The following is a 22744-nucleotide window of genomic DNA, read 5'->3' as shown; positions in this document are numbered from 1 at the left end:
CAAGAAGGCTCATCTGGAGCGCTCGCGCGGGCTGAAAAGCTGCGCTGTAGCGGGGTCGAGATGCCTTGAACAAGTCCGAGCGTCCGGGCGTGAGCCTGGCGGGAAGGCCGGAGTATAACAGAGCAATCACTGTGCGCCGCTTTCCTGCTGCTCAACGGTTTTTCCGTTGGCGATGGTGGCGCGGGTGGTTTTCACCTCGGCCGCGGGGGCGGCGCCATAACGGGCGCTCAATTCAGCGTACGCGGGCTCGCGCTTGAAGCGTTTGAGTTCGGCGCCGAAGCGCTGCACCAACAAGTCCATACCGGCGTTGCGGCGTACTGCCAGGAACTGGCTCTGGTGGCTGATGACGGTCGGGTTTTCGGTAATCTGGTCGCGGATGCCCAATTCGTCGAGTAAGTGCTGACCAACCCTGCGATCAGTAATCAGCAGGTCGATCCGCCCGCGCAGCAATTTGCCGAAGTTGGCTTCATGGGTCGGCGCCGGTTCGTGAGTGAACAGGGTCGATTCACGAAAGTCCTGGCTGTACAGATAGCCTGGGGAGGTGCCTATGGTCAGTCCTTTCAGGTCGGACAGGGTGCGAAAAGGGTGGGGCCGTTCATTGGCGTAGAACATTACGAACTCCACTTCCGAGAGCGGCTCGCCGGGGTAGAGCAGGGTGGCGTCGCGCTCATCGCTGTGGAAGATGTCCAGTGCGCCGTCTGCCTGGCCCGTTTCGAGCATCGACAGGCAGCGTTTCCATGGCAGGAACTGCCATTGCACTTCGATGCCCAGGCGTTTGAAGACGATGGCGGTGGTTTCGTAGTCCAGCCCCAGGGATTTGCCGTTTTCCTCATACACGTAGGGCGCCCAAGGCTCAGTGACAATGCGCAGCTTCTCGCCCCGAGCGGCGAAGCTCAGGCAAGTAAAAAGAAACACGGTCAGTAACTGCGTGATCAAAGGCATGGCTTGAGATTACGACGAGAAACCGGAAAGAGCCAGAAACGGGATCCAGAAGCTCTGACGCAGAGTCTTGATGAGCAATAAAAGGGCGTTAAAAGCAAAAGATCGCAGGCTGCGATCTTTTGATCTTGCGGGTATTGACTATCAGCGCGGCAACTTCAGATTGTTCCACACCGCCAGGCTCGGTTCGGCCTGGTTCAGCGTGTAGAAGTGTAGCCCTGGAGCGCCACCTTGCAGCAGGCGTTCGCACATCTCGGTGATGACTTGCTCACCAAAGCCTTGAATGCTTTGGGTGTCGTCGCCGTAGGCTTCCAGCTGCTTGCGGATCCAGCGCGGGATTTGCGCACCGCAGGCATCGGAGAAGCGCGCCAGCTTGCTGTAGTTGGTGATCGGCATGATCCCCGGAACAATCGGGATGTTCACGCCCATCGCCCGTACACGCTCGACGAAGTAGAAGTAGCTGTCGGCGTTGAAGAAGTACTGGGTGATTGCACTGTTGGCGCCAGCGTTGGCCTTGCGCACGAAGTTGGTCAGATCGTCTTCGAAATTGCGCGCTTGCGGATGCATTTCCGGGTAGGCGGCGACTTCGATGTGGAAATGATCGCCGGTTTCTTCACGAATGAATTCAACCAGGTCATTGGCGTGGCGCATTTCACCACTGGCCATGCCCATGCCGGAAGGCAGGTCACCGCGCAGGGCAACGATACGGGTGATGCCGCTCGCCTTGTATTGGGTCAGCAGGCCGCGCAAGTCGTCCTTGCTGTCGCCAACGCAGGACAAATGCGGTGCGGCAGGGACTTTGACTTCGCTTTCGAGCTGCAACACGGTGTTGAGGGTGCGATCACGGGTCGAACCACCAGCGCCGTAGGTGCAGGAGAAGAAATCGGGGTTGTATGTGGCCAACTGACGGGCAGTGGCGAGCAGCTTTTCATGCCCAGCGTCGGTCTTCGTAGGGAAGAACTCAAAGCTGTAGCGACGGTCTTCGGACATGGGAATACCCTTTGCAATCGCAAAAGGCGGGCCGGTGATGGCCGGTCCGCCTGGTCAGGATCGGCGGGCGCAAAGCCCGCCGGGTCCAATCAGTAGCGGTAGGCGTGCGGCTTGAACGGACCTTCAACGGTCACGCCGATGTAGTCAGCCTGGGTCTTGGTCAGTTGAGTCACCACGCCGCCGAAACCGCGAACCATTTCCAGCGCCACTTCTTCGTCGAGTTTCTTGGGCAGTACTTCAACGGTCAGGCGCTCGGCTTTCTGGGCTGGCGACAGGTCGGCGTACTTCTGACCGAACAGGAAGATCTGAGCCAGCACCTGGTTGGCGAACGAACCGTCCATGATGCGGCTTGGGTGGCCGGTGGCGTTACCCAGGTTAACCAGACGGCCTTCGGCCAGCAGGATCAGGTAGTCGTCGTTCTGGGCGTCGAACGCGCCAGGACCGGTACGGTGGATTTTGTGAACCTGTGGCTTCACTTCTTCCCATGCCCAGTTCTTGCGCATGAAAGCCGTGTCGATTTCGTTGTCGAAGTGGCCGATGTTGCAGACAACAGCGCGCTTCTTCAGGGCTTTGAGCATGTTTGCGTCGCAAACGTTGACGTTGCCGGTGGTGGTCACGATCAGGTCGATCTTGCCCAGCAGTGCTTTGTCGATGCTTGCTTCGGTGCCGTTGTTGAGGCCGTCGATGAACGGCGAAACCAGCTCGTAACCGTCCATGCACGCTTGCATGGCGCAGATCGGGTCGACTTCGGAGACTTTAACGATCATGCCTTCCTGACGCAGGGACTGAGCGGAGCCCTTGCCCACGTCACCGTAACCGATGACCAGCGCTTGCTTGCCGGACAACAGGTGGTCGGTACCACGCTTGATCGCATCGTTCAGGCTGTGACGGCAGCCGTACTTGTTGTCGTTCTTGCTCTTGGTCACCGAGTCGTTGACGTTGATGGCCGGGATTTTCAGCTCGCCCTTGGCCAGCATGTCCAGCAGGCGGTGAACGCCAGTGGTGGTTTCTTCGGTGACGCCGTGGACGCGGTCCAGGATCGCCGGGTATTTGTTGTGCAGCAACTCGGTCAGGTCGCCGCCGTCGTCGAGGATCATGTTGGCATCCCATGGCGCGCCATCTTTGAGGATGGTTTGCTCCAGGCACCACTCGTACTCTTCTTCGGTTTCGCCTTTCCAGGCGTAAACCGCGATGCCGGCAGCGGCGATAGCAGCAGCGGCCTGATCCTGAGTCGAGAAAATGTTGCAGGACGACCAGCGTACTTCGGCACCCAGGGCAACCAGGGTTTCGATCAGCACGGCAGTCTGAATGGTCATGTGGATGCAGCCGAGGATTTTCGCGCCTTTGAGCGGCTGCTCACCGGCGTACTTGCGGCGCAGGCCCATCAGGGCAGGCATTTCGGATTCGGCGATGATGGTTTCGCGACGGCCCCAGGCAGCCAGGGACATGTCGGCAACTTTGTAATCGTTAAAATCTGCAGGCGTGATAACAGCGCTCATGATGAGCCTCCATTCGTAATGTATGCGAATGGGCGCCGTTGTGCGTTTAGTGTCTGACCGATAACGGTCAAGCAACGCCCCATCCGAGCCTGACAGGTCGAACCTGCTGCAGCGCCCCTCGGACAGGTGGCGGGAAAACGGTATCAACCGAAGATGACCGTTTTGAAACGGTGGCGATTATAGCCGTGTGAGCGATACTTCCAAAGCGTTTCTGTTGGCCAATGCCTGAACGGTAATCGAGACCATAGTCAATGCTTGATAGAGCTCTAGGTCGGGCTCTGCCATGATGCCCGCCATCATTCGGCAAGACGCTCAGGAGTGAATATGAATTTCCACACCCGCAAATGGGTAAAACCCGAAGACCTCAACCCCAACGGCACGCTGTTCGGCGGCAGCCTGTTGCGCTGGCTCGACGAAGAAGCGGCGATCTACGCCATCGTCCAGCTGGGTAATCAGCGCGTGGTCACCAAGTACATTTCCGAGATCAACTTCATCAGCGCCTCGCGCCAGGGCGACATCATCGAACTGGGCATCACCGCCACCGAGTTCGGTCGCACTTCCATCTCCCTGAGGTGCGAAGTGCGTAACAAGATCACCCGCAAAAGCATCCTGACGGTGGAGAAGATTGTCTTCGTCAATCTGGGTGAAGACGGCTTGCCAGCGCCGCACGGCTGCACCGAGATCACGTATGTCAAAGACCAGTTCAAGGATGATGACATTAGCGAGTGACATAGGCGGCCAGTGAACAGCTCCGAACCGCGCGTGTCGTACCTAAATGACACGCCACAGGTTCAGGAGCTTTATGGGCACGCAAAAAGACGGCAAAACCCCAAACCTTTCGCCTGAAGAACAGCACGACGTCGACAAGAGCCAGCCACCACGGGCGGCGGTGCTGCACGAAATCATCCGCACTCAGGGTGATCAGGAACTCGAGCGCAGTGTCGCCGCCTTGTGGTGGTCGGCGCTGGCGGCCGGGCTGACCATGGGCCTGTCGCTGATGGCCATGGGGCTGCTCAATTCCCGTCTGCCGGACGGTGAAGGCTTCAAGGTGATCGCCAGTTTTGGTTACTGCGCAGGCTTTCTCGCGGTGATCCTCGCCCGTCAGCAGTTGTTCACCGAAAACACCCTGACGGCGGTGCTGCCGATCATGACCAAACCCACACTGAACAATGTCGGTCGATTGCTACGCCTGTGGTCGGTGGTGCTGGTGGGTAACCTCTGCGGCACGTTACTGGTGGCGTTTGTGATGCTGAATCTGCCGATTTTCGACAGCAAGACCGACCTGGCTTTCCTCGATATCGGACGCAAGATCATGGAGAACGACGTCAGCCAGATGTTCGCCAAAGGCATTGTGTCGGGCTGGATGATCGCCACCATGGTCTGGATGATCCCGTCCATGGAGAGCGCGAAGATATGGATCATCATCCTCATCACCTACCTCATGGCGCTGGGGGACTTCACCCACATCGTGGTCGGCTCGGCGGAGGTCTCGTATCTGGTGTTTGCCGGCGAGTTGCCGTGGAGAGATTTCTGGCTGGTGTTCGCCGGGCCGACGCTGGCGGGGAATATCATCGGCGGCAGCTTCATTTTCGCGCTGATCAGCCATGCGCAGATTCGCAGTGAGAGTGGCCCACCGAAGAAGTCAGCGGATCAAGGCCCGGAGCCCGACTCGCAGAAGACCGAAAAATGATCAGTGATGCTCGGTCTGTGCTTGATCAGTTTGCCAATGCACAAACCCTGCAACAGGTCCTTTGGATAAGGAAGTAGATAGAAAGGGATTTCAGGGTTGGGCAGTCACACCGTGTCAGCAACACCGCGACGTTGCAGATAGATGTAGAGAACAGCTGCTGACATATGGCGAATCAATTATCTGGACGCTTCCCGTAAGGGACAACAACCAATAAAGGAGTGTGCCGTGCTTGCAACAGCACTGGTGTTAGTCGCGGCGCTGTTGCATGCGGCGTGGAATACCCTGATCAAATTCAGTGCCGAACGGCTGCTGGTGGTGGCCTGCATGGACAGCGTGGCAATGCTGTTTGTCGCGCTGATGCTGCCGTTCGTGGCGTTGCCACCCCCGGATATCTGGCCGTGGATTCTGGCGTCGGCGGCATTTGAATTGCTCTATCGCTACCTGCTGATCCAGGCCTATAGGGTCGGTGATCTCGGGCTGGTCTATCCGCTGATGCGTGGCTTGTCGCCGCTGGTGGTGCTGGCACTGACGCTGATTTTTGCCGGGGAAGTGCTGACGAACCAGCAGATCTTCGGGATTCTGCTGATCCCGTTCGGCATGCTTTTCCTGCTCTGGCAGGGCGGCGGCGGTGCGCGATTGCCGTGGTCGATGCTGCCGGTGGTGGCGTTGATCGGCCTGTGCATCGGCTGCTACACCTTCATCGATGGACAGGCGTTGCGGCGCTGGTCGCATCCGCTGGATTACCTGGTGTGGGTCACGTTGCTCAGCGCCTGGCCGTTCCCGTTATTGGCGCTGGTGCGTAAGCGACCGGCCTTCATGTTGTTCTGGCGTGAGCAGTGGCGACTGGGGTTGGCGGTCGGTTTTTGCGTGTTATTCAGCTACGCTCTGGTGCTGTGGGCCATGCAGCTGGGCTCGATTGCCGAAGCGGCGGCATTGCGCGAAGTCAGCGTAATTCTGGTGGTGCTGTTCGGCATGCGTTACCTGAAAGAACCTTTTGGTAGGCCACGGCTCTTGGCTTGTGGGCTGGTGCTGATCGGCATGTTGGTGATGAAGTTTTGACTGGGGCTCGACTCTTGAAACTTGAAGAAGGGATTGCGTTATGACGGTTGCTCTGTGGTGCATTTTGATCGCGATTTTCCTGCCCTATATCTGCACGGGTATCGCCAGAGTCAGTGGCGGGTTCAGACCGAAAGACAACCATGATCCCCGGGATTTTCTCGAGTCACTGAATGGTTTGGGCCGGCGCGCGTATGCGGCGCATCTGAACAGTTTTGAAGTGACTCCCGCGTTCGCAGCGGCGGTGATCGTTGCGCACCTGGCCGGCAATGCCGAACTGGTGACGATCAATGTACTGGCGGTGTTGTTCATCACCAGTCGGCTGTTGTACATCATTTGCTACTTGGCGGACTGGGCGATTTTACGGTCGCTGATGTGGTTGGTAGGGATGGGGTTGATCGTCAGTTTCTTTGTGGTTTCTGTTTAAGAGCAAGCGCAAAAGATCGCTGGCGAGGCCAGCGATCTTTTGACTTTAAAGCGTGTCGGTCACCTGAGGCGCTTGAGGCAGGGCTGCGCCTTTAGGCCAGAGCATCCAGATTTGCCCCTGCTGTTTCATGTCGCCGGCCAATTGCCCGGCCGCATCGCCCGTACCCCAGAACAGGTCCGCACGGACTTCGCCGGCAATTGCGCCGCCGGTATCCTGAGCGGCTACGGGACGTACCAGTGCGGTACCGTCCGGTTTAGTGGTTGATAACCACAACAGGCTGCCCAGCGGAATCACTTTGCGATCCACCGCCGCGCTATAGCCTGCGGTCAGCGGTACGTTCAACGAGCCGCGAGGCCCTTCGTTGCTGTCCGGGTTGCGGGTAAAGAATACGTAACTGGGGTTGCTGCCCAGCAGTTCTGGAATGCGCGTCGGGTTGGCCTTGGCCCAATTGCTGATGACGCCCATGGTCACTTCTTCTTTTTTCAGTTCGCCCTGGTCCACCAGCCAGCGGCCGATCGGTCGATACGGGTGACCGTTCTGGTCTGCGTACGCAATGCGCAATTGACGGCCGTCGTCGAGCTGGATACGACCCGAACCCTGGATTTGCAGGAATTGCAGGTTCATCGGGTCGGTCAGCCAGGCAACAATCGGCGCCTTGACCCCTTTGGTTTCAATCGTGGCCGCATCGTCGTAAGGCTTGAGCACGCGACCTTCGAGTCGGCCTCGCAGGCGTTTGCCTTTGAGTTCCGGGTAGATGCTGTCCAGAGAGACGATGATCATGTCCTCGGGCACGCCGTACACCGGGATGTTTGCCACTTCGGTCTGGGTCAGACTGCCGGGGTAGACCGGCTCGTAATAGCCGGTGATCAAACCGTTGGGATTATCATTGGCGGCGCGCAGGCCGTAGACGTCGAGGTTCTGCTTGAGGAAGCCACGAATGTCGCTGGCGGTTTGCGGCACATTGGCGGCAGCCGCACATGTCGAGCCCCACACCGTGTCGGCTTTGAGTCGGGTGCAGGCGCTTCGCCACGAACCGAAGCCTGCGATCAGGTCGTCGTCGGACACCGTCGGAAGTGCTTCCCACGTGGCGCTGGAATAGGTGGCCAGAGCGTGGGTTTTCGGTTTGTTGTTGTCGCCACCGGTGCAGCCCGCAAGCACGGCCACCATCGGAAGGGTCCAGGCGAGGTGGTGACGCCATGCCTTGAAACGGTTGTTCATGGAGTAATTCCTTTGTCGGTTGCCTGAGTGCTCCATGCGCTCAAACAACCCGTATTGATAATAGGGCTATTGGTCTTTGCCGATGACGCGAGGATACTGGCCGCCGTTTCCCGTGACCTGAAGCCACCATGACTCTTAAAAAACTTTCTGTTGTATTGCTGGCCTGCCTTACGTTATCTGCCTGCGGTGGTGTCGATCCCAACTCGCCGCTGGGCCAGCGCAAGGCGATCTTCAAACAAATGCTCAAGACCGCCGAAGACCTGGGCGGCATGTTGCGTGGTCGCATCCCGTTTGACGGTCCGAAATTCGCTGACGGTGCCGTGAAGCTTGATGCATTGTCCCGTGAACCCTGGAAACATTTTCCGCAGGTGCGCGAAGAAGATCACACCAGCGCCAAGAGTGATGTCTGGCAGAAACAGGCAGACTTCCAGGGCATGGCCCGCACCCTTGAAGTCGCCACCGGTGAATTGGTGACTACCAGCAAGGTTCAGCCTTACAAGGCCAGTAACCTGGGGCCGGCCGTGCAGAAGGTTGAAGATGCTTGCAGTGCGTGCCATAAAGAGTTCCGGGACCATTGAGTCCTGATTGATCGATCGATCACCACAAGCGCTCAGAGGGGGACTTACTTGCCCAGCTCGTCGAGTGCGTCCTGCAGTTCCTTGCGGGACTCGGCGAGTTTGTCTTTGCGCTTATTGATCTTCTCGGCGTCGCCTTTCTTCATGGCCTTGTCGAGGTCCGCCTGACGCTTGCTGACTTCGTGCTTGGCGTCGAGCACTTTGTTCTCCCGTTCTTTCTTCAGGGAAGCATCGGTGCAATGAGCGGTGACTTCGCTCAGGGCCGTTTCAAGGCCTGCCTGCTGATCGGCGTTGCCGTGAGACTTGGCCAGTTCAATCTGGTTGATGAGGCCCTGCTTCTTTGCGGCGCAGCCGGTCAGGCCTGGAGCTTCTTGGGCGGCCATCAGTGGAGCGGCCAGCACGCTGCAAAGGGTCAACAGGGCGAGCGGTGAAAGAAGTTTCATAAAAGCTCCATGTGAAAAGGCAATCGGGTCGATGTGGCGGTGGGGTGTTTGAGCCCGACGGCACCATTGGGTTCCTGGGTTCCTGGGTTCCTGGGTTGGCGGGCATCGCCGGCCGCTAAAAACCGACAATCCCCGCAACGCGTAATGTTTCTCTCAAGGCCAGGACCTGCGGGTCGCGGAAAAATGCGCTCAATTGCGCTGCGCGTCCCGGGCCGACGCCTGCTTCTGCCTGCCATTGTTCGATATTTCGTTGTGCCAGTTCCTGCCATGAATCGACGAGTCGCGCTTGGCCGGTCGGCGGTAAGCCCAGGGCTTTGAGCCAGCGAGCGAAAGGGCGTTGTCGGGCACTGGTGAAACTGTTCAGAAGACGAGCGCTGTTGCGTTCACCGAAGCCGTTAATGTTAGCAAGCTCTTGAGCATCGAGGGTCAACCAATCCAGCAGGCCATTCAGGCGGCCTGTTTCGAAAAGTTTCTCCCAAGTGCCAGGGCCGACATGGGGCAGGGCCAGGCCCTGCTTGCCGCTGAGCCAGGTCAGTCGGGCGAGGAATTGGCTTTCGCACCCCGGTGTTGGCTGCCAGCAGCTCAAATGATGAAAGTCCTCCGCCAGCGGTACGCTCAGTTCAGTGCGTTGGGTGCTGCGCAGCATGACACCGTCAAGCCTGGGAATGGTCAGGCCTGCGAGGCTGATGGCGACCTGATCTCCGGGCCGGATATCAAGTGCTTCCCAGCGTTGCAGTGAGCTCACACTGACTCGCTTGATCTGCCGGTCATCGAGCATTACCGGTGTCAGTTCCAGTACCGGGGTGATTCGTCCGGTCCGTCCAATCTTGAAGTGGACCTTGCGCACCTCGGCCAGGGCCTGGGCAAAAGGGTATTTCCAGGCGGCGCTCCAATAAGGTGGTTTTGCCTGCCAGCGCTCGGCGGGTGGGCGCTGATCCTGGCGCAGGACGATGCCATCACTGGTAAACGGAAGGGGCGAGCGATACCAGTGATCGCGCCAGCGTTCAGCGTCGGCAAATACCTTGATCGAGTGACTGTAAGGTGCGGTGCTCGGGAAACCCAACTCATCCAGGACTGCGATGCGGGCGGGCAAACTGTCCGGGCCTTGGGGCCAGTCCCAGACAAACAGGCCGATCCCGGCGGCGTGCTCGGTGCTTAACTTTTTGCGGGCCATCAAACCGGCCACAGTGGTGCGTGCATTGAGGCTGCCGGCACGGGCCTGTACGTGGTCGGTCAGGCGCCAATAGAGTTCACCTTGCAGCAGCAGGTCCAGTCGTTGCGGCAATTGTTGGGGGATGGCGGCGATCTGACGCGCCGAAGCCGTCCAGTCCTGGCCATTTATTCCGTCACCGCGGCTGATTGCCTGAGTCAGCCGGCCTTTGCGGTAGATCAGCGTCACCGCCACGCCGTCGATCTTGGGCTGAATCCAGACATCGCTTCGTCCTTTTAGCCAGGCTTCGACGGCGCGACCATCGCGGAGTTTTTCCAGGCCCGTGTGGGCGATGGGATGAAGCATCGTGCCGCCCGCGTTACGTAGTGGCTCCGCGGATGGGGCCAGATCGAAACAAGTGCGCCATTCGGTCAGTCGTGCACGGGATTGATCGTAGAGTTCATCGGCGACCAGTGAGCGGCCCCGCCGGTGATAGCTGTCGTCCCAGAGGTCGATTTGTTTTTGCAGTGACGTGATTTCGTCCAGGGCGCGTGCGGGTGGCCAGTCGGGGCACTCGTCAGCTTGGATGCTCAGACAGAAAAGGATCAGTAGAAAACCGAAAAACACGCGCAGTTGGAGCGGCATCGTGAGCGTCCTTGCCCAAGTGGAATGTTTGAAGGCTAGGACGGATTTTCAGGATGAGAGGGCCCGCTGTTTTTCAGCGTGTGTCGGCCTCTGGAAAGCAGGCAATAAAAAGCCCCGCACGGCGCGCCGTGCAGGGCTTTTGGTACCGCCGGGGAAGTCTTACAGGCCGGCAGCCGCGCGCAAGGAATCGGCGCGGTCGGTCTTTTCCCAGGTGAAGGTGGTGAAAGTGTCTTCGCCCACAGTCTTGGTTTCCGGCGTACGACCGAAGTGGCCGTATGCAGCGGTTTCCTGGTACATCGGGTGCAGCAGGTCGAGCATGGTGGTGATTGCGTATGGACGCAGGTCGAATACTTCGCGAACCAGTTTGGCGATTTTGTCGTCGCTGATTTTGCCGGTGCCGAAGGTGTTCAACGAGATCGACGTTGGCTGAGCAACACCGATGGCGTAGGAAACCTGGATCTCGCAACGCTCGGCCAGGCCGGCCGCCACGATGTTCTTGGCCACGTAACGACCCGCGTAGGCGGCCGAACGGTCAACCTTCGATGGATCTTTCCCGGAGAACGCACCGCCGCCGTGACGGGCCATGCCGCCGTAGCTGTCAACGATGATCTTGCGACCGGTCAGGCCGCAGTCGCCTACCGGGCCACCGATGATGAACTGGCCAGTCGGGTTGATGTGGAACTGGGTGTCTTTGGTCAGCAGTTCGGCAGGCAGTACGTGCTTGACGATCAGCTCCATCACGCCTTCGCGCAAGTCCTTGTAGGACACTTCAGGGTTGTGCTGAGTCGACAGTACAACGGCGTCGATACCGACAACCTTGCCGCCTTCGTAACGGCAAGTCACTTGCGACTTGGCATCCGGGCGCAGCCAAGGCAGCAGGCCGGATTTGCGGGTTTCGGCCTGACGCTGGACCAACTGGTGCGAGAAGGTGATCGGTGCTGGCATCAGCACGTCGGTTTCGTTGCTGGCATAGCCGAACATCAGACCCTGATCGCCGGCGCCTTGATCTTCAGGCTTGGCACGGTCGACACCCTGGTTGATGTCCGGGGACTGCTTGCCAATGATGTTCATCACGCCGCAAGTGGCGCCGTCGAAGCCGACATCGGAGCTGTTGTAGCCGATGTCCAGAATCACGTTACGCACGATCTCTTCCAGGTCGACCCAGGCCGACGTGGTGACTTCACCTGCGATGATTGCAACGCCGGTTTTTACCAGTGTCTCGACCGCTACACGGGCGAATTTGTCTTCAGCAATGATGGCGTCCAGCACCGCATCGGAAATCTGGTCGGCGATTTTGTCCGGATGCCCTTCGGACACGGACTCGGAGGTGAAGAGGGAGTATTCGCTCATCTCGATTTTTTCCTGAATTTACCGATGGTGAGTGTCGCCAGCCGGTCGCTGAAAATGGCGGACCTGGATCTGGAAACCATTACGTAAGCCTACATAGAGACTTTCCCCGGGAACGAGTCCCGCAGCGGTGGCCCAACGGGCCAAATCGTCCTGTTCAAACCCCAACCATAGATCACCGCAGGCCTCCCTGGCCCAACTCTGGTTGTGGCTACATAACTCTGTCACGAGCAGGCTACCGCTCGGTTGCAGCAAGTCGGCCATGTGCTTGAGTGCTTCGGCCGGCGCGGCGAAATGGTGCAGCACCATGTTCAGTACAACGCAGTCAGCCTTGAGGCGGACACCGTTCAATGCATCGGCCAGTTGCAGGCTGACGTTAGCCAGCGTTTCACGTTCACAAACCTGGCGCGCCAGTTCGAGCATCGCCGGGCTGTTGTCCAGCGCCGTGACCTGGGTGAAGCGGCGCGCCAGTTCCGGCAAAAATGCGCCGTCGCCGGGGCCGACTTCGATGGCCGTGGCACCTTCGCTGAAACTCAGCTTGTCGAGCAATGCCACCACGCTTTCGCGGTATTGCGGCAGCCCCGCGATCAAGTCTTGCTGGGCGCGAAATTTCTCCGCGACCCGTGAGAAGAAGTCCTGGCTGGCCGCCGCTCGTTGCCCATGGACCTGCGCGATCCGCGACTGCACCTCGGCAGGCAAGGTCAGGTTGTCCACTTCTTCCAGCAAGGCTGCGTGCAGTTTGCCGCCCGGCAGGTCGGTGTGGGGCAGGGCGCGACGGTAGAAAATCGCGTTGCCTTCACGGCGCGTCGCCACCAGATCGGCCTGGGCCAATACCTTGAGGTGATGACTCATGCCGGACTGGCCAATGCCAAAGATCTGCGCCAGCTCCAGTACGCCAAACGAATCATTGGCCAGCGCGCGCAATACATTCAGCCGCAGCGGATCGCCGCCGGCCTTGCACAGGGCCGCCAGCTCATCGCATGGGTCATGTCGAATGGAAGGCACACGTAAATTCATAAGGCCAGCAGTCTAGTGACGGTCAGAAAGCACCGCAAGAGCAATATCAAAAAGTTTTGATATTGCTCGATAGATGGCACTTCTCGGGGGGAGGGTCACTCTACAAATCGTCAGCGGAAAGGTTTCATCAGGCAAATGCGACTTTATCCACCGGAAAAACGCCTTCAGATGACTATCTGTCATTGCCCCGAGGCGGGTGGGTGAGGGAAAATGCTCGCCTTTTTTCCGTTTCGTTTTATTCACTCTCGATTCAATACCCGCAGGAGAACAGCGATGCCCAGCCGTCGTGAGCGTGCCAACGCCATTCGTGCCCTCAGCATGGATGCCGTGCAAAAAGCCAACAGCGGCCATCCCGGTGCCCCTATGGGTATGGCGGATATCGCCGAAGTACTTTGGCGTGACTACCTGAAGCACAACCCGAGCAATCCATCGTTCGCCGACCGTGACCGCTTCGTGCTGTCCAACGGTCACGGCTCGATGTTGATCTACTCGCTGCTGCACCTGACCGGCTATGACCTGTCGATCGATGACCTGAAGAATTTCCGCCAACTGCACAGCCGCACCCCGGGTCACCCGGAACTGGGCTACACCCCAGGCGTTGAAACCACTACCGGTCCACTGGGCCAGGGCCTGGCCAACGCGGTGGGTTTCGCCCTGGCAGAGAAAGTCCTGGCGGCGCAGTTCAACCGTCCGGGCCACAACGTTGTCGACCACCACACCTATGTGTTCCTGGGTGATGGCTGCATGATGGAAGGTATTTCCCACGAAGTCGGCTCGCTCGCCGGTACGTTGGGCCTGGGTAAACTGATCGCCTTCTACGATGACAACGGCATCTCCATCGACGGCGAAGTCGAAGGCTGGTTCACCGACGACACACCGAAGCGTTTTGAAGCCTACAACTGGCAGGTTATCCGCAACGTCGACGGTCACGACCCGGAAGAAATCAAGACCGCGATCGAGACGGCGCGAAAAAGCGATCAGCCCACCCTGATCTGCTGCAAGACCACCATCGGTTTCGGTTCGCCGAACAAGCAAGGTAAAGAAGATTGCCACGGCGCCCCATTGGGTGACGCGGAGATCGCGCTGACCCGTGCAGCGCTGAAATGGAACTACGGCCCGTTCGAAATCCCGGCCGACATCTACGCTGAATGGGACGCCAAGGAAGCCGGCCGCGCGGCTGAAGCCGAATGGGATCAGCGTTTCGCTGCCTATTCTGCTGCTTTCCCTGAGTTGGCCAACGAGCTGATTCGTCGTCTGAGCGGCGAACTGCCGGAAGACTTCGCTGAAAAAGCCTCTGCTTATATTGCTGAAGTCGCCGCCAAGGGCGAAACCATCGCCAGCCGTAAAGCCAGCCAGAATGCACTGAATGCCTACGGCCCGCTGTTGCCTGAACTGCTGGGCGGCTCTGCTGACCTGGCCGGTTCCAACCTGACCCTGTGGAAAGGTTGCAAAGGCGTCACCGCTGAAGACGCCAGCGGCAACTACATGTACTACGGTGTTCGCGAGTTCGGCATGAGCGCGATCATGAATGGCGTGGCCTTGCATGGCGGTCTGGTGCCTTACGGCGCGACCTTCTTGATGTTCATGGAATATGCCCGCAACGCCGTGCGCATGGCCTCGCTGATGAAGCAGCGTGTCGTGTTCGTCTACACCCACGACTCCATCGGTCTGGGCGAAGATGGCCCGACTCACCAGCCGATCGAGCAACTGACCAGCTTGCGCAGCACGCCGAACCTCGACACTTGGCGCCCAGCCGATGCTGTTGAATCGGCGGTGTGCTGGAAACTGGCTCTGGAACGCAAGGACGGCCCTTCGGCGCTGATTTTTTCGCGTCAGAACCTGCAGCACCAAACCCGTAATGCGCTCCAGATCGCCGACATCGCCCGTGGCGGTTACGTGTTGAAGGACTGCGACGGCGAGCCTGAGTTGATCCTGATCTCCACCGGTTCGGAAGTCGGTCTGGCGGTTCAGGCCTACGACAAGCTGACCGAACAAGGTCGCAAAGTACGTGTTGTTTCGATGCCTTGCACCAGCGTGTTCGATGCTCAGGACGCCGGCTACAAGCAAGCAGTTCTGCCGTTGCAGGTCAGTGCCCGTATCGCCATCGAAGCCGCGCACGCGGACTATTGGTACAAGTACGTGGGCCTGGAAGGCCGCGTGATCGGCATGACCACCTACGGCGAGTCGGCGCCTGCGCCTGCCTTGTTCGAAGAGTTTGGCTTCACCCTGGAAAACATCCTGGGACAGGCTGAAGAACTGCTGGAAGACTGATCCAGAGACGCGGCGTCTGAACCACCGTCTTCGCGAGCCTGCTCGCGAAAGCGGTGGCTCAGACAACGCTGCAATGACGGATTCATCACAGTAATCGAGAACCCCATGCCTCAACCGCGTCCTTACAAAGTTGCACTCAACGGCTACGGCCGGATTGGTCGTTGCGTCTTACGTGCGTTGTTTGAGCGAGGCGACAAGGCCGGGTTTGAAATTGTTGCGATCAACGATCTGGCGGACATGGCCAGCATCGAATACCTGACACGCTTCGACTCCACTCACGGGCGTTTTCCCGGCGAAGTGAAGGTCGACGGCGATTGTCTGCATATTAATGGCGACTGCGTGAAAGTCCTGCGCAGTGCCACCCCCGAAGGCATCGATTGGGCGTCGCTGGGCGTCGATCTGGTGCTGGAGTGCTCCGGCGCTTACCACACCCGGGAAGACGGACAGCGTTTCCTCGACGCCGGTGCGCCGCGCGTGCTGTTTTCCCAGCCGATGGCCAGCGAAGCGGATGTCGACGCCACCATCGTCTACGGTGTGAACCAGGATTGCCTGACCGGCGATGAGTTGCTGGTGTCCAACGCGTCCTGTACCACCAACTGCGGTGTGCCGCTGTTGCGCCTGCTGGATCAGGCCATTGGTCTGGAATACGTGTCGATCACCACCATTCACTCGGCGATGAACGATCAGCCGGTGATCGACGCCTATCATCACGAAGACTTGCGCCGTACCCGTTCGGCGTTTCAGTCGGTGATTCCGGTGTCCACGGGTCTGGCACGAGGCATCGAACGGCTGTTGCCGGAACTTGCCGGGAGAATTCAGGCCAAAGCCGTGCGGGTGCCGACGGTCAATGTGTCTTGCCTCGACATTACAATGCAGACCGTGAGCGACACCGACGCCACCGAGGTCAACCGGATACTTCGCGAGGCCGCCACCACTGGCCCGCTCAAAGGCCTTCTGGCCTACACCGAGTTGCCTCACGCCAGTTGTGATTTCAACCATGACCCACATTCGGCCATCGTCGATGCCAGTCAGACGCGAGTTTCCGGCCCACGGCTGGTGAACATCCTGGCCTGGTTCGACAACGAATGGGGGTTTGCCAACCGAATGCTGGACGTTGCAGAGCACTATCTGCAAACAGCTGGCTCTCCAAAACACTGCTCTCCAAAACAGTAGGAAATGCGACCCATGACCGTGTTGAAGATGACCGACCTCGATCTGCAAGGTAAGCGCGTATTGATCCGCGAAGACCTCAACGTCCCAGTCAAGGACGGTGTTGTCACCAGCGATGCGCGAATCCTGGCCTCGCTGCCGACCATCAAGCTGGCCCTGGAAAAAGGCGCGGCCGTGATGGTCTGCTCGCACCTTGGCCGTCCGACCGAAGGCGAGTTCTCGGCCGAGAACAGCCTCAAGCCAGTCGCTGACTACCTGAGCAAGGCTCTGGGCCGCGAAGTGCCGCTGGTGGCCGATTACCTGAACGGCGTTGACGTGAAGGCCGGCGACATCGTGCTGTTCGAAAACGTGCGCTTTAACAAGGGCGAGAAAAAGAACGCTGACGAACTGGCCCAGCAATACGCCGCGCTGTGCGACGTGTTCGTGATGGACGCCTTCGGCACCGCTCACCGCGCCGAGGGCTCGACCCATGGCGTGGCCAAATTTGCCAACGTTGCTGCCGCTGGCCCGTTGCTGGCTGCCGAGCTGGACGCGCTGGGCAAAGCCCTCGGCGCCCCGGCCCAGCCTATGGCGGCGATTGTTGCCGGCTCCAAGGTCTCGACCAAACTTGAGGTCCTCAACAGCTTGAGCCAGATCTGCAACCAGTTGATCGTCGGCGGCGGCATTGCCAACACCTTCCTGGCCGCTGCCGGTCACCCGGTCGGCAAGTCCCTGTACGAGCCGGACCTGCTGGACACGGCTCGCGCCATTGCCGCCAAGGTCAGCGTGCCGTTGCCGGTCGACGTGGTGGTTGCCAAGGCGTTCGCTGAAAGCGCCACCGCTACCGTGAAGCTGATCGCTGATGTGGCCGCAGACGACATGATTCTGGACATCGGCCCACAGACTGCGGCGAATTTCGCCGAGTTGCTGAAGTCGTCCAAGACTATCTTGTGGAACGGCCCGGTGGGCGTGTTCGAATTCGATCAGTTCGGTAACGGCACCAAGGTGCTGGCCCAGGCCATCGCAGAAAGTTCGGCATTCTCCATCGCTGGCGGCGGCGACACCCTGGCCGCCATCGATAAATATGGCGTTGCCGATCAGATCTCCTACATTTCTACCGGTGGCGGCGCGTTCCTCGAGTTCGTCGAAGGCAAGGTGCTGCCGGCCGTTGAAGTCCTGGAAAGCCGGGCCAAGGCCTGAGGCCGCCCATTTGACCAGAAAAAGGAGTGTTCAAATGGTCAAAACGTTAGCGTTGTTGATTGTCGCGGGGGCGTTGGCTGCGTGCGGGAGTCACCCGAAAGCTCCGAAGGTGCCCGAGACGCCTGAGCAGGACAAAGGCTGCTACCAGGCCGACTGGCAGGCCGAAACCAACCCGGTGATCAACAAGCGTTCAGGGCCTGATGGCCTGGACAAATATGAGACACAGACCCCGGCCAAGGAACATGGTTGCCCTTGACGGGTCTGACACTTTACTCAGGGCTGGCGGCGTGCGTCGTCAGTCGAGGAACATGGATGAAAGGTTTTATCGCCGTTGCGGCGCTCGCTCTACTGGCAGGTTGCGCTAATTTGAACCTGTTCAAGCCTGCCGAGTCGACGGACAGCTGGACCACCTGGACCTGCGACAGTCAGGCCAGAGTGCTCTGGCGCTACACCGAAGAAAGCCGCAAGGAAGTCGACGTTCGCCTGGGCGGTGCCGATCAGGTCTACCGCTTGAAGCATGAGCCGGGCGCCGAAGGTTCGCTGTACAGCAACGACGTGCTGGCGTTTCACATAAAAGGTGAGCAAGGCCTGGTGTACTGGGTCGCCACCAATGATTTGATCGGCCGCGGTTGCACTGCGCAGTAACGCCGCAAGATTGAGGCAATACCGAATTGGCAGACAGGGCTAACCCCCGATCTGCAATAACTTGAATAGCCGCCGCTACGGCAGGCTGGCACGATTAACGACCCTCAACCGGGAGAGACACACACAATGGCACTTATCAGCATGCGCCAGATGCTGGACCACGCAGCCGAGTTCGGCTACGGCGTTCCAGCCTTCAACGTAAACAACCTTGAGCAGATGCGCGCCATCATGGAAGCCGCTGACAAGACTGACTCCCCGGTGATTGTCCAGGCCTCGGCCGGTGCTCGCAAATACGCCGGCGCACCATTCCTGCGTCACCTGATCCTGGCAGCAATCGAAGAATTCCCGCACATCCCGGTGTGCATGCACCAGGACCATGGCACCAGCCCTGACGTCTGCCAGCGCTCCATCCAACTGGGCTTCAGCTCGGTGATGATGGACGGTTCCCTGGGCGAAGATGGCAAGACCCCGACCGACTATGACTACAACATCCGCGTCACCCAACAAACTGTAGCCCTGGCTCACGCCTGCGGCGTATCGGTAGAAGGCGAGCTGGGCTGCCTGGGTTCGCTGGAAACCGGCATGGCCGGTGAAGAAGACGGCATCGGCGCTGAAGGCGTTCTGGATCACAGCCAAATGCTGACCGACCCGGAAGAAGCCGCTGACTTCGTCAAGCGCACTCAGGTCGACGCCCTGGCCATCGCCATCGGCACCAGTCACGGCGCGTACAAGTTCACCAAGCCGCCTACCGGCGACGTGCTGGCCATCGACCGCATCAAAGAAATCCACAAACGCATCCCGAACACCCACCTGGTGATGCACGGCTCGTCTTCGGTTCCGCAAGACTGGCTGGCGATCATCAACCAGTACGGCGGCGACATCAAAGAAACCTACGGCGTACCGGTTGAAGAAATCGTCGAAGGCATCAAGCACGGCGTGCGCAAGGTCAACATCGACACCGACCTGCGTCTGGCGTCCACCGGTGCGATGCGTCGCCTGATGGCCACCAACCCGAGCGAGTTTGATCCGCGTAAATTCTTCGGCGCGACTGTTACTGCCATGCGTGATGTGTGTATCGCACGTTATGAAGCGTTTGGCACGGCGGGCAATGCTTCGAAGATCAAGCCGATCTCGTTGGAAGCGATGTATCAGCGTTACCTGAAAGGTGAGTTGAACGCTAAGGTCAACTAAGCCTTCAGCGTTTTTACCGGTATTAAAAAACCCGCAGCGATGCGGGTTTTTTTATTGGTGCGCCAGCCTCGCAGGCTCGGCAGCGGCTACAGAAATCGAGTTGTTCTGGGGAGCGTCCCGATCTGGGGTGAGGGGGATTATTTATCGTGATCAATATCCAGCTTGCTGAACGTCACTTTCCCGCCTTCGCTGGTGTAGCCGGTGTGGTCCTGCACATATACCCCGGCCTTGAAGTACAGCGGCTTGACGCGCCAGGTCTTGCTGATGGCGGTGTCCCACTGGTAGCCCGCCGCACTGATGCCCAGCGCTCCGCCCGGGCTCAGGTGGATGAGGTAGGAAAACTCTCGATCCAGTTTCACCCCGGTCGCAATGGTGATCACCCGCCCTTCACCGTCTTCAGGGCGCATACGAACCTTGGCGACGATGTTGCCCGTTTGAGTGCTGGTCTTGTACTGATACTCGAGCTTCACCATGGGTTTGTGGCTTTCATAGGCGTGGATTTGACCAATAACGATCTTCCCCGAACTCGGTACCTGATTCACCGCCAGGGTGGCGCGCAAGGTATTGTCGGCGTCCGGGTAGAGCCAGTTTTTCAGGGTGCCATTGCTGTAGGTTTCGCGAAGTTCGGTGCGTGGATACTTTGCGTTTTCAGTTTTCGATCCGGTGACCGGGGCCCAGAAAAACAAGGTGCCGGTGTCGGAGTGGAAGTATTGGTCCTTGAAGCCATCCACCAGTTTTGATGTATCAACGGTGTACGGCGGATTGCCGACGGGAACGCTGAGGTTCCAGGTTGCGAGATCGATCATAGACAAAAGCTTCCACGGATTTTTTACTGCACGCACATGCCAGAAGCTCTAGCACGCACCTTGGAGGGCGGCCTTTATAAGCGCCGAAGGGGTATTTGTTAATGCCCGTCTGGCAGATGGTTGACGCCAACATCCTGTCGAAATGCCATCTTTCCCGGTTTTAGGGGGCTGCGCCGCCGACCGTTAGTCGGTAAATGGACGCTTTGGTTAAATGATGGCGTACTGATAGCTTCTGCTTTTGCGGAACCCGGTCTAGAGTGAAGGCTCAGTATTTGTCCGGTTTTCACGAGAAACCGGCCTGACGCCCCGCATAAGAGAAGCAGCATGGAATGCGCTCAACCCACGCCAGCTGAAGGCAGTTCAATTCTTTTAATCGTCGATGATTACCCTGAAAACCTGATCAGCATGCGCGCGTTGTTGCAGCGCCAGGACTGGCAGGTCATGACCGCCGCCTCGGGCTTCGAGGCACTCAGTCTGTTACTCAAACACGATGTCGACCTGGTGCTGCTGGATGTGCAGATGCCGGGCATGGACGGTTTTGAAGTGGCGCGCCTGATGCGCGGAAGCCAGCGAACCCGCCTCACGCCGATCATTTTCCTTTCCGCCAACGAACAGTCCCAGGACGCCGTGCTCAAGGGCTACGCCAGCGGCGCGGTGGATTACCTGTTCAAACCGTTCGACCCGCAAATTCTCAAGCCCAAGGTCCAGGCGCTGCTCGAGCATCAGCGCAATCGCCGTGCGTTGCAGCGCCTGAGTCACGATCTGGAGGTCGCGCGCGCGTTTAATGCCTCGGTGCTCGACAATGCCGCCGAAGGCATCCTGGTGGTGGGTGAGGATAGTTTGATCCGCTTTGCCAATCCGGCGATGTCGCGGCTGCTCAATGCCACGGTGCAAGACCTGCAAGGTAAAGAGTTCCTGGATTTCCTGCAAAAACCGCACATCCCGATCTGGGCCGACTCCGAACTGGTCGCCGGTTACAAGCGCGGTGAAACCCTGCGCCTGCACGATGCATTGCTGCGTACGGCGCCTGGCCAGCAGGTGCCCGTGGCGCTGTCCTGCGCACCGTTGCCCAGTGAACAGCATGCGATGGTGGTGACGGTGCTGGACATGTCGGTGGTGCACCATCTGCATCAGCAACTGGAGTTCCAAGCGGTCACTGATCCATTGACCGGGTTGCTCAATCGTCGCGGTTTTTACCAGACGGCGGAAAACCTGCTGTTGCGTGGCGACCGCTCCGAGACCGCCTGGGTACTGCTGTATCTGGACCTCGACGGCTTCAAACGGGTTAATGATTCCCTCGGTCACGATGCCGGCGACCGGGTGCTGCGCTGGGTGTCGGAGCAGTTGAAGGCCTGTTTGCGGCCCTTCGACATTCTGGCGCGCATGGGCGGTGATGAGTTCACCGCGTTGCTGGATCTGGAATTCCCCGAGCAAGCGGCCAAGATTGCCGAGAAGCTGATTGAGCGGGTGTCGATCTGTCAGCAGGTCGATGGTCTGGATATCGCGTTGGGCGTCAGCATCGGCATTGCGACGTACCCGGATTGCGGTTCCAATCTCGACGGCTTGATGCGCGCATCCGACATCGCGATGTACGAAGCCAAGCGCGCCGGCCGTCAGCAATATCGTTTCTACGATCACGAAATGAACGGCCGGGCGCGCTCGCGGCTGATGCTCGAAGACAGTGTGCGCGCGGCGATCGAGAACCGTGATTTCAGTTTGGTGTATCAACCTCAGGTGGCCATTGGCAGCGGGCAGATTCGCGGGTTCGAAGCGCTGATCCGCTGGCAGCACCCGAGCGTCGGTGATGTACCTCCGGGGCTGTTTTTGCCATTGCTGGAAGAGGCGCGATTGATCAGTCGCCTGGGCAGCTGGATCTATCAACAAGGGGCGAGCCAGCGAAAAGCCTGGGAAACCTTGTTTGCCGACGACCTGGTGCTGGGTGTCAGTTTGAGCAGTACGCAATTCGGCATGCCCAATCTGGTCACTGAGTTGCGCCAGGTACTGGAGCGCCATGGTTTGCAGGCGCGCCATCTGGAAGTCGAGGTCACTGAAGAGGCCTTGATGCAAAACCCCGAGGAAACCCGCAAACAGCTGCGCCTGCTGCGTAACCTGGGGGTGCGAGTGGCCCTGGATGACTTTGGTTCCGGGCTGTGTTCGCTGTCTCATTTGCGCGATCTGGAATTGAACACGCTCAAGTTCGACCGGCATTTGATTGCCCGGCTTCCGGAGTCCTCACGCGATGCGGCGCTGGTGCGCAATGTGATCGAACTGTGCAAGCAGTACGGGATGCTGGTAATTGCCGAAGGGGTGGAAACCGTTGCGCAATATCAGTGGCTGCAAGCCAATGGTTGCGAGTACGTGCAAGGGTTTCTGGTCGCTCGTCCGATGATGGCCGAGGGCGTCGGCGACTTTGTGCGGCCGTTCGACTGGAACACGCTGACCAGCTGAATTCGTTACACTGGCGACCTTTTCGTGAATCGTGTTGC

The 22744-nt window shown here is 59.0% G+C and carries 21 protein-coding genes and 1 riboswitch; of the genes, 12 read left to right on the top strand and 9 right to left on the bottom strand.

The annotated features are described in order from the left end of the window. Window positions 1-126: 126 nt before the first annotated feature. The 3 genes from ACXPVS_RS03430 to ahcY all read right to left on the bottom strand — a co-directional run bounded on the left by ACXPVS_RS03430 (window position 127) and on the right by ahcY (window position 3428). Window positions 127-942 (bottom strand): substrate-binding periplasmic protein, encoded by an 816-nt coding sequence (locus tag ACXPVS_RS03430; protein ID WP_458508671.1) that lies wholly within the window; start codon window positions 940-942, stop codon window positions 127-129. 141 nt (window positions 943-1083) lie between these two features. Continuing rightward, window positions 1084-1929 carry a methylenetetrahydrofolate reductase [NAD(P)H] gene (gene metF, locus ACXPVS_RS03425; protein WP_458508670.1) on the bottom strand — a complete coding sequence of 282 codons (846 nt, stop codon included), beginning with the start codon at window positions 1927-1929 and terminating at the stop codon, window positions 1084-1086. 89 nt (window positions 1930-2018) lie between these two features. Continuing rightward, a complete protein-coding gene (ahcY, locus tag ACXPVS_RS03420) occupies window positions 2019-3428 on the bottom strand; it encodes an adenosylhomocysteinase (RefSeq protein ID WP_458508669.1) in 1410 nt (469 codons plus the stop codon). 23 nt (window positions 3429-3451) lie between these two features. Next, a riboswitch (S-adenosyl-L-homocysteine riboswitch) is annotated at window positions 3452-3554 on the bottom strand. A gap of 198 nt (window positions 3555-3752) precedes the next feature. Between ahcY and ACXPVS_RS03415 the strand changes: the two genes are divergently transcribed. The 4 genes from ACXPVS_RS03415 to ACXPVS_RS03400 all read left to right on the top strand — a co-directional run bounded on the left by ACXPVS_RS03415 (window position 3753) and on the right by ACXPVS_RS03400 (window position 6601). Continuing rightward, entirely contained in the window at window positions 3753-4157 is a 405-nt protein-coding gene (locus ACXPVS_RS03415; protein WP_458508668.1) for an acyl-CoA thioesterase, read from the top strand. 73 nt (window positions 4158-4230) lie between these two features. Then, the gene (locus tag ACXPVS_RS03410) at window positions 4231-5118 is read left to right on the top strand and encodes a formate/nitrite transporter family protein (RefSeq protein WP_458508667.1); all 888 of its coding nucleotides are present in this window, start codon (window positions 4231-4233) and stop codon (window positions 5116-5118) included. Between the two features lie 225 nt (window positions 5119-5343). Next, window positions 5344-6177: an EamA family transporter gene (locus ACXPVS_RS03405; RefSeq protein ID WP_458508666.1), complete on the top strand. Its 834-nt coding sequence runs from the start codon at window positions 5344-5346 to the stop codon at window positions 6175-6177. A 40-nt stretch (window positions 6178-6217) separates the two neighbouring features. Next, entirely contained in the window at window positions 6218-6601 is a 384-nt protein-coding gene (locus tag ACXPVS_RS03400) for an MAPEG family protein (protein ID WP_458508665.1), read from the top strand. A 45-nt stretch (window positions 6602-6646) separates the two neighbouring features. On the opposite strand, the gene mltA is transcribed toward ACXPVS_RS03400, so the two are convergent. Continuing rightward, window positions 6647-7819, bottom strand: coding sequence for a murein transglycosylase A (gene mltA, locus ACXPVS_RS03395; protein WP_458508664.1), 1173 nt, complete (start codon window positions 7817-7819; stop codon window positions 6647-6649). A 128-nt stretch (window positions 7820-7947) separates the two neighbouring features. On the opposite strand from mltA, the gene ACXPVS_RS03390 reads away from it, so the two are divergent. After that, a complete protein-coding gene (locus ACXPVS_RS03390) occupies window positions 7948-8397 on the top strand; it encodes a c-type cytochrome (protein WP_458508663.1) in 450 nt (149 codons plus the stop codon). Between the two features lie 44 nt (window positions 8398-8441). Here ACXPVS_RS03390 and ACXPVS_RS03385 read toward each other — a convergent pair whose 3' ends face one another. The 4 genes from ACXPVS_RS03385 to ACXPVS_RS03370 all read right to left on the bottom strand — a co-directional run bounded on the left by ACXPVS_RS03385 (window position 8442) and on the right by ACXPVS_RS03370 (window position 12996). Further along, the gene (locus ACXPVS_RS03385; protein ID WP_458508662.1) at window positions 8442-8837 is read right to left on the bottom strand and encodes a DUF1090 domain-containing protein; all 396 of its coding nucleotides are present in this window, start codon (window positions 8835-8837) and stop codon (window positions 8442-8444) included. Window positions 8838-8952: 115 nt separating this feature from the next. Continuing rightward, the gene (ligB, locus tag ACXPVS_RS03380; protein ID WP_458508661.1) at window positions 8953-10632 is read right to left on the bottom strand and encodes an NAD-dependent DNA ligase LigB; all 1680 of its coding nucleotides are present in this window, start codon (window positions 10630-10632) and stop codon (window positions 8953-8955) included. A gap of 159 nt (window positions 10633-10791) precedes the next feature. After that, on the bottom strand, window positions 10792-11982 hold the full coding sequence (gene metK, locus ACXPVS_RS03375; protein ID WP_458508660.1) for a methionine adenosyltransferase: 1191 nt from the start codon (window positions 11980-11982) through the stop codon (window positions 10792-10794). A gap of 18 nt (window positions 11983-12000) precedes the next feature. After that, a complete protein-coding gene (locus ACXPVS_RS03370) occupies window positions 12001-12996 on the bottom strand; it encodes an ArsR/SmtB family transcription factor (RefSeq protein ID WP_458508659.1) in 996 nt (331 codons plus the stop codon). 273 nt (window positions 12997-13269) lie between these two features. Between ACXPVS_RS03370 and tkt the strand changes: the two genes are divergently transcribed. The 6 genes from tkt to fba all read left to right on the top strand — a co-directional run bounded on the left by tkt (window position 13270) and on the right by fba (window position 19452). Continuing rightward, on the top strand, window positions 13270-15267 hold the full coding sequence (gene tkt / locus ACXPVS_RS03365) for a transketolase (RefSeq protein ID WP_458508658.1): 1998 nt from the start codon (window positions 13270-13272) through the stop codon (window positions 15265-15267). Window positions 15268-15372: 105 nt separating this feature from the next. Continuing rightward, window positions 15373-16440: an erythrose-4-phosphate dehydrogenase gene (gene epd / locus ACXPVS_RS03360; RefSeq protein ID WP_458508657.1), complete on the top strand. Its 1068-nt coding sequence runs from the start codon at window positions 15373-15375 to the stop codon at window positions 16438-16440. Between the two features lie 12 nt (window positions 16441-16452). Beyond that, complete coding sequence (locus tag ACXPVS_RS03355; protein ID WP_458508656.1) at window positions 16453-17616, top strand: phosphoglycerate kinase; 1164 nt, start codon at window positions 16453-16455, stop codon at window positions 17614-17616. Between the two features lie 34 nt (window positions 17617-17650). Beyond that, the gene (locus tag ACXPVS_RS03350) at window positions 17651-17872 is read left to right on the top strand and encodes a hypothetical protein (protein ID WP_458508655.1); all 222 of its coding nucleotides are present in this window, start codon (window positions 17651-17653) and stop codon (window positions 17870-17872) included. Window positions 17873-17928: 56 nt separating this feature from the next. Further along, window positions 17929-18261: an MliC family protein gene (locus ACXPVS_RS03345; protein WP_458508654.1), complete on the top strand. Its 333-nt coding sequence runs from the start codon at window positions 17929-17931 to the stop codon at window positions 18259-18261. A gap of 126 nt (window positions 18262-18387) precedes the next feature. Next, a complete protein-coding gene (fba, locus tag ACXPVS_RS03340; RefSeq protein WP_046045276.1) occupies window positions 18388-19452 on the top strand; it encodes a class II fructose-bisphosphate aldolase in 1065 nt (354 codons plus the stop codon). 137 nt (window positions 19453-19589) lie between these two features. Here the strand turns inward: fba and ACXPVS_RS03335 are convergent, their stop codons facing one another. Further along, window positions 19590-20258 (bottom strand): polysaccharide lyase family 7 protein, encoded by a 669-nt coding sequence (locus ACXPVS_RS03335; RefSeq protein ID WP_458508653.1) that lies wholly within the window; start codon window positions 20256-20258, stop codon window positions 19590-19592. A gap of 324 nt (window positions 20259-20582) precedes the next feature. On the opposite strand from ACXPVS_RS03335, the gene ACXPVS_RS03330 reads away from it, so the two are divergent. Beyond that, window positions 20583-22706, top strand: a complete 2124-nt coding sequence (locus ACXPVS_RS03330) for a putative bifunctional diguanylate cyclase/phosphodiesterase (protein ID WP_458508652.1) — start codon at window positions 20583-20585, stop codon at window positions 22704-22706. Window positions 22707-22744: the final 38 nt, after the last annotated feature.

The sequence above is a fragment of the Pseudomonas sp. Ma2-10 genome (assembly GCF_054330215.1).
Note: the sequence above shows the minus strand (reverse complement) of the source record. Positions and strands in the feature narration are given on the sequence as shown.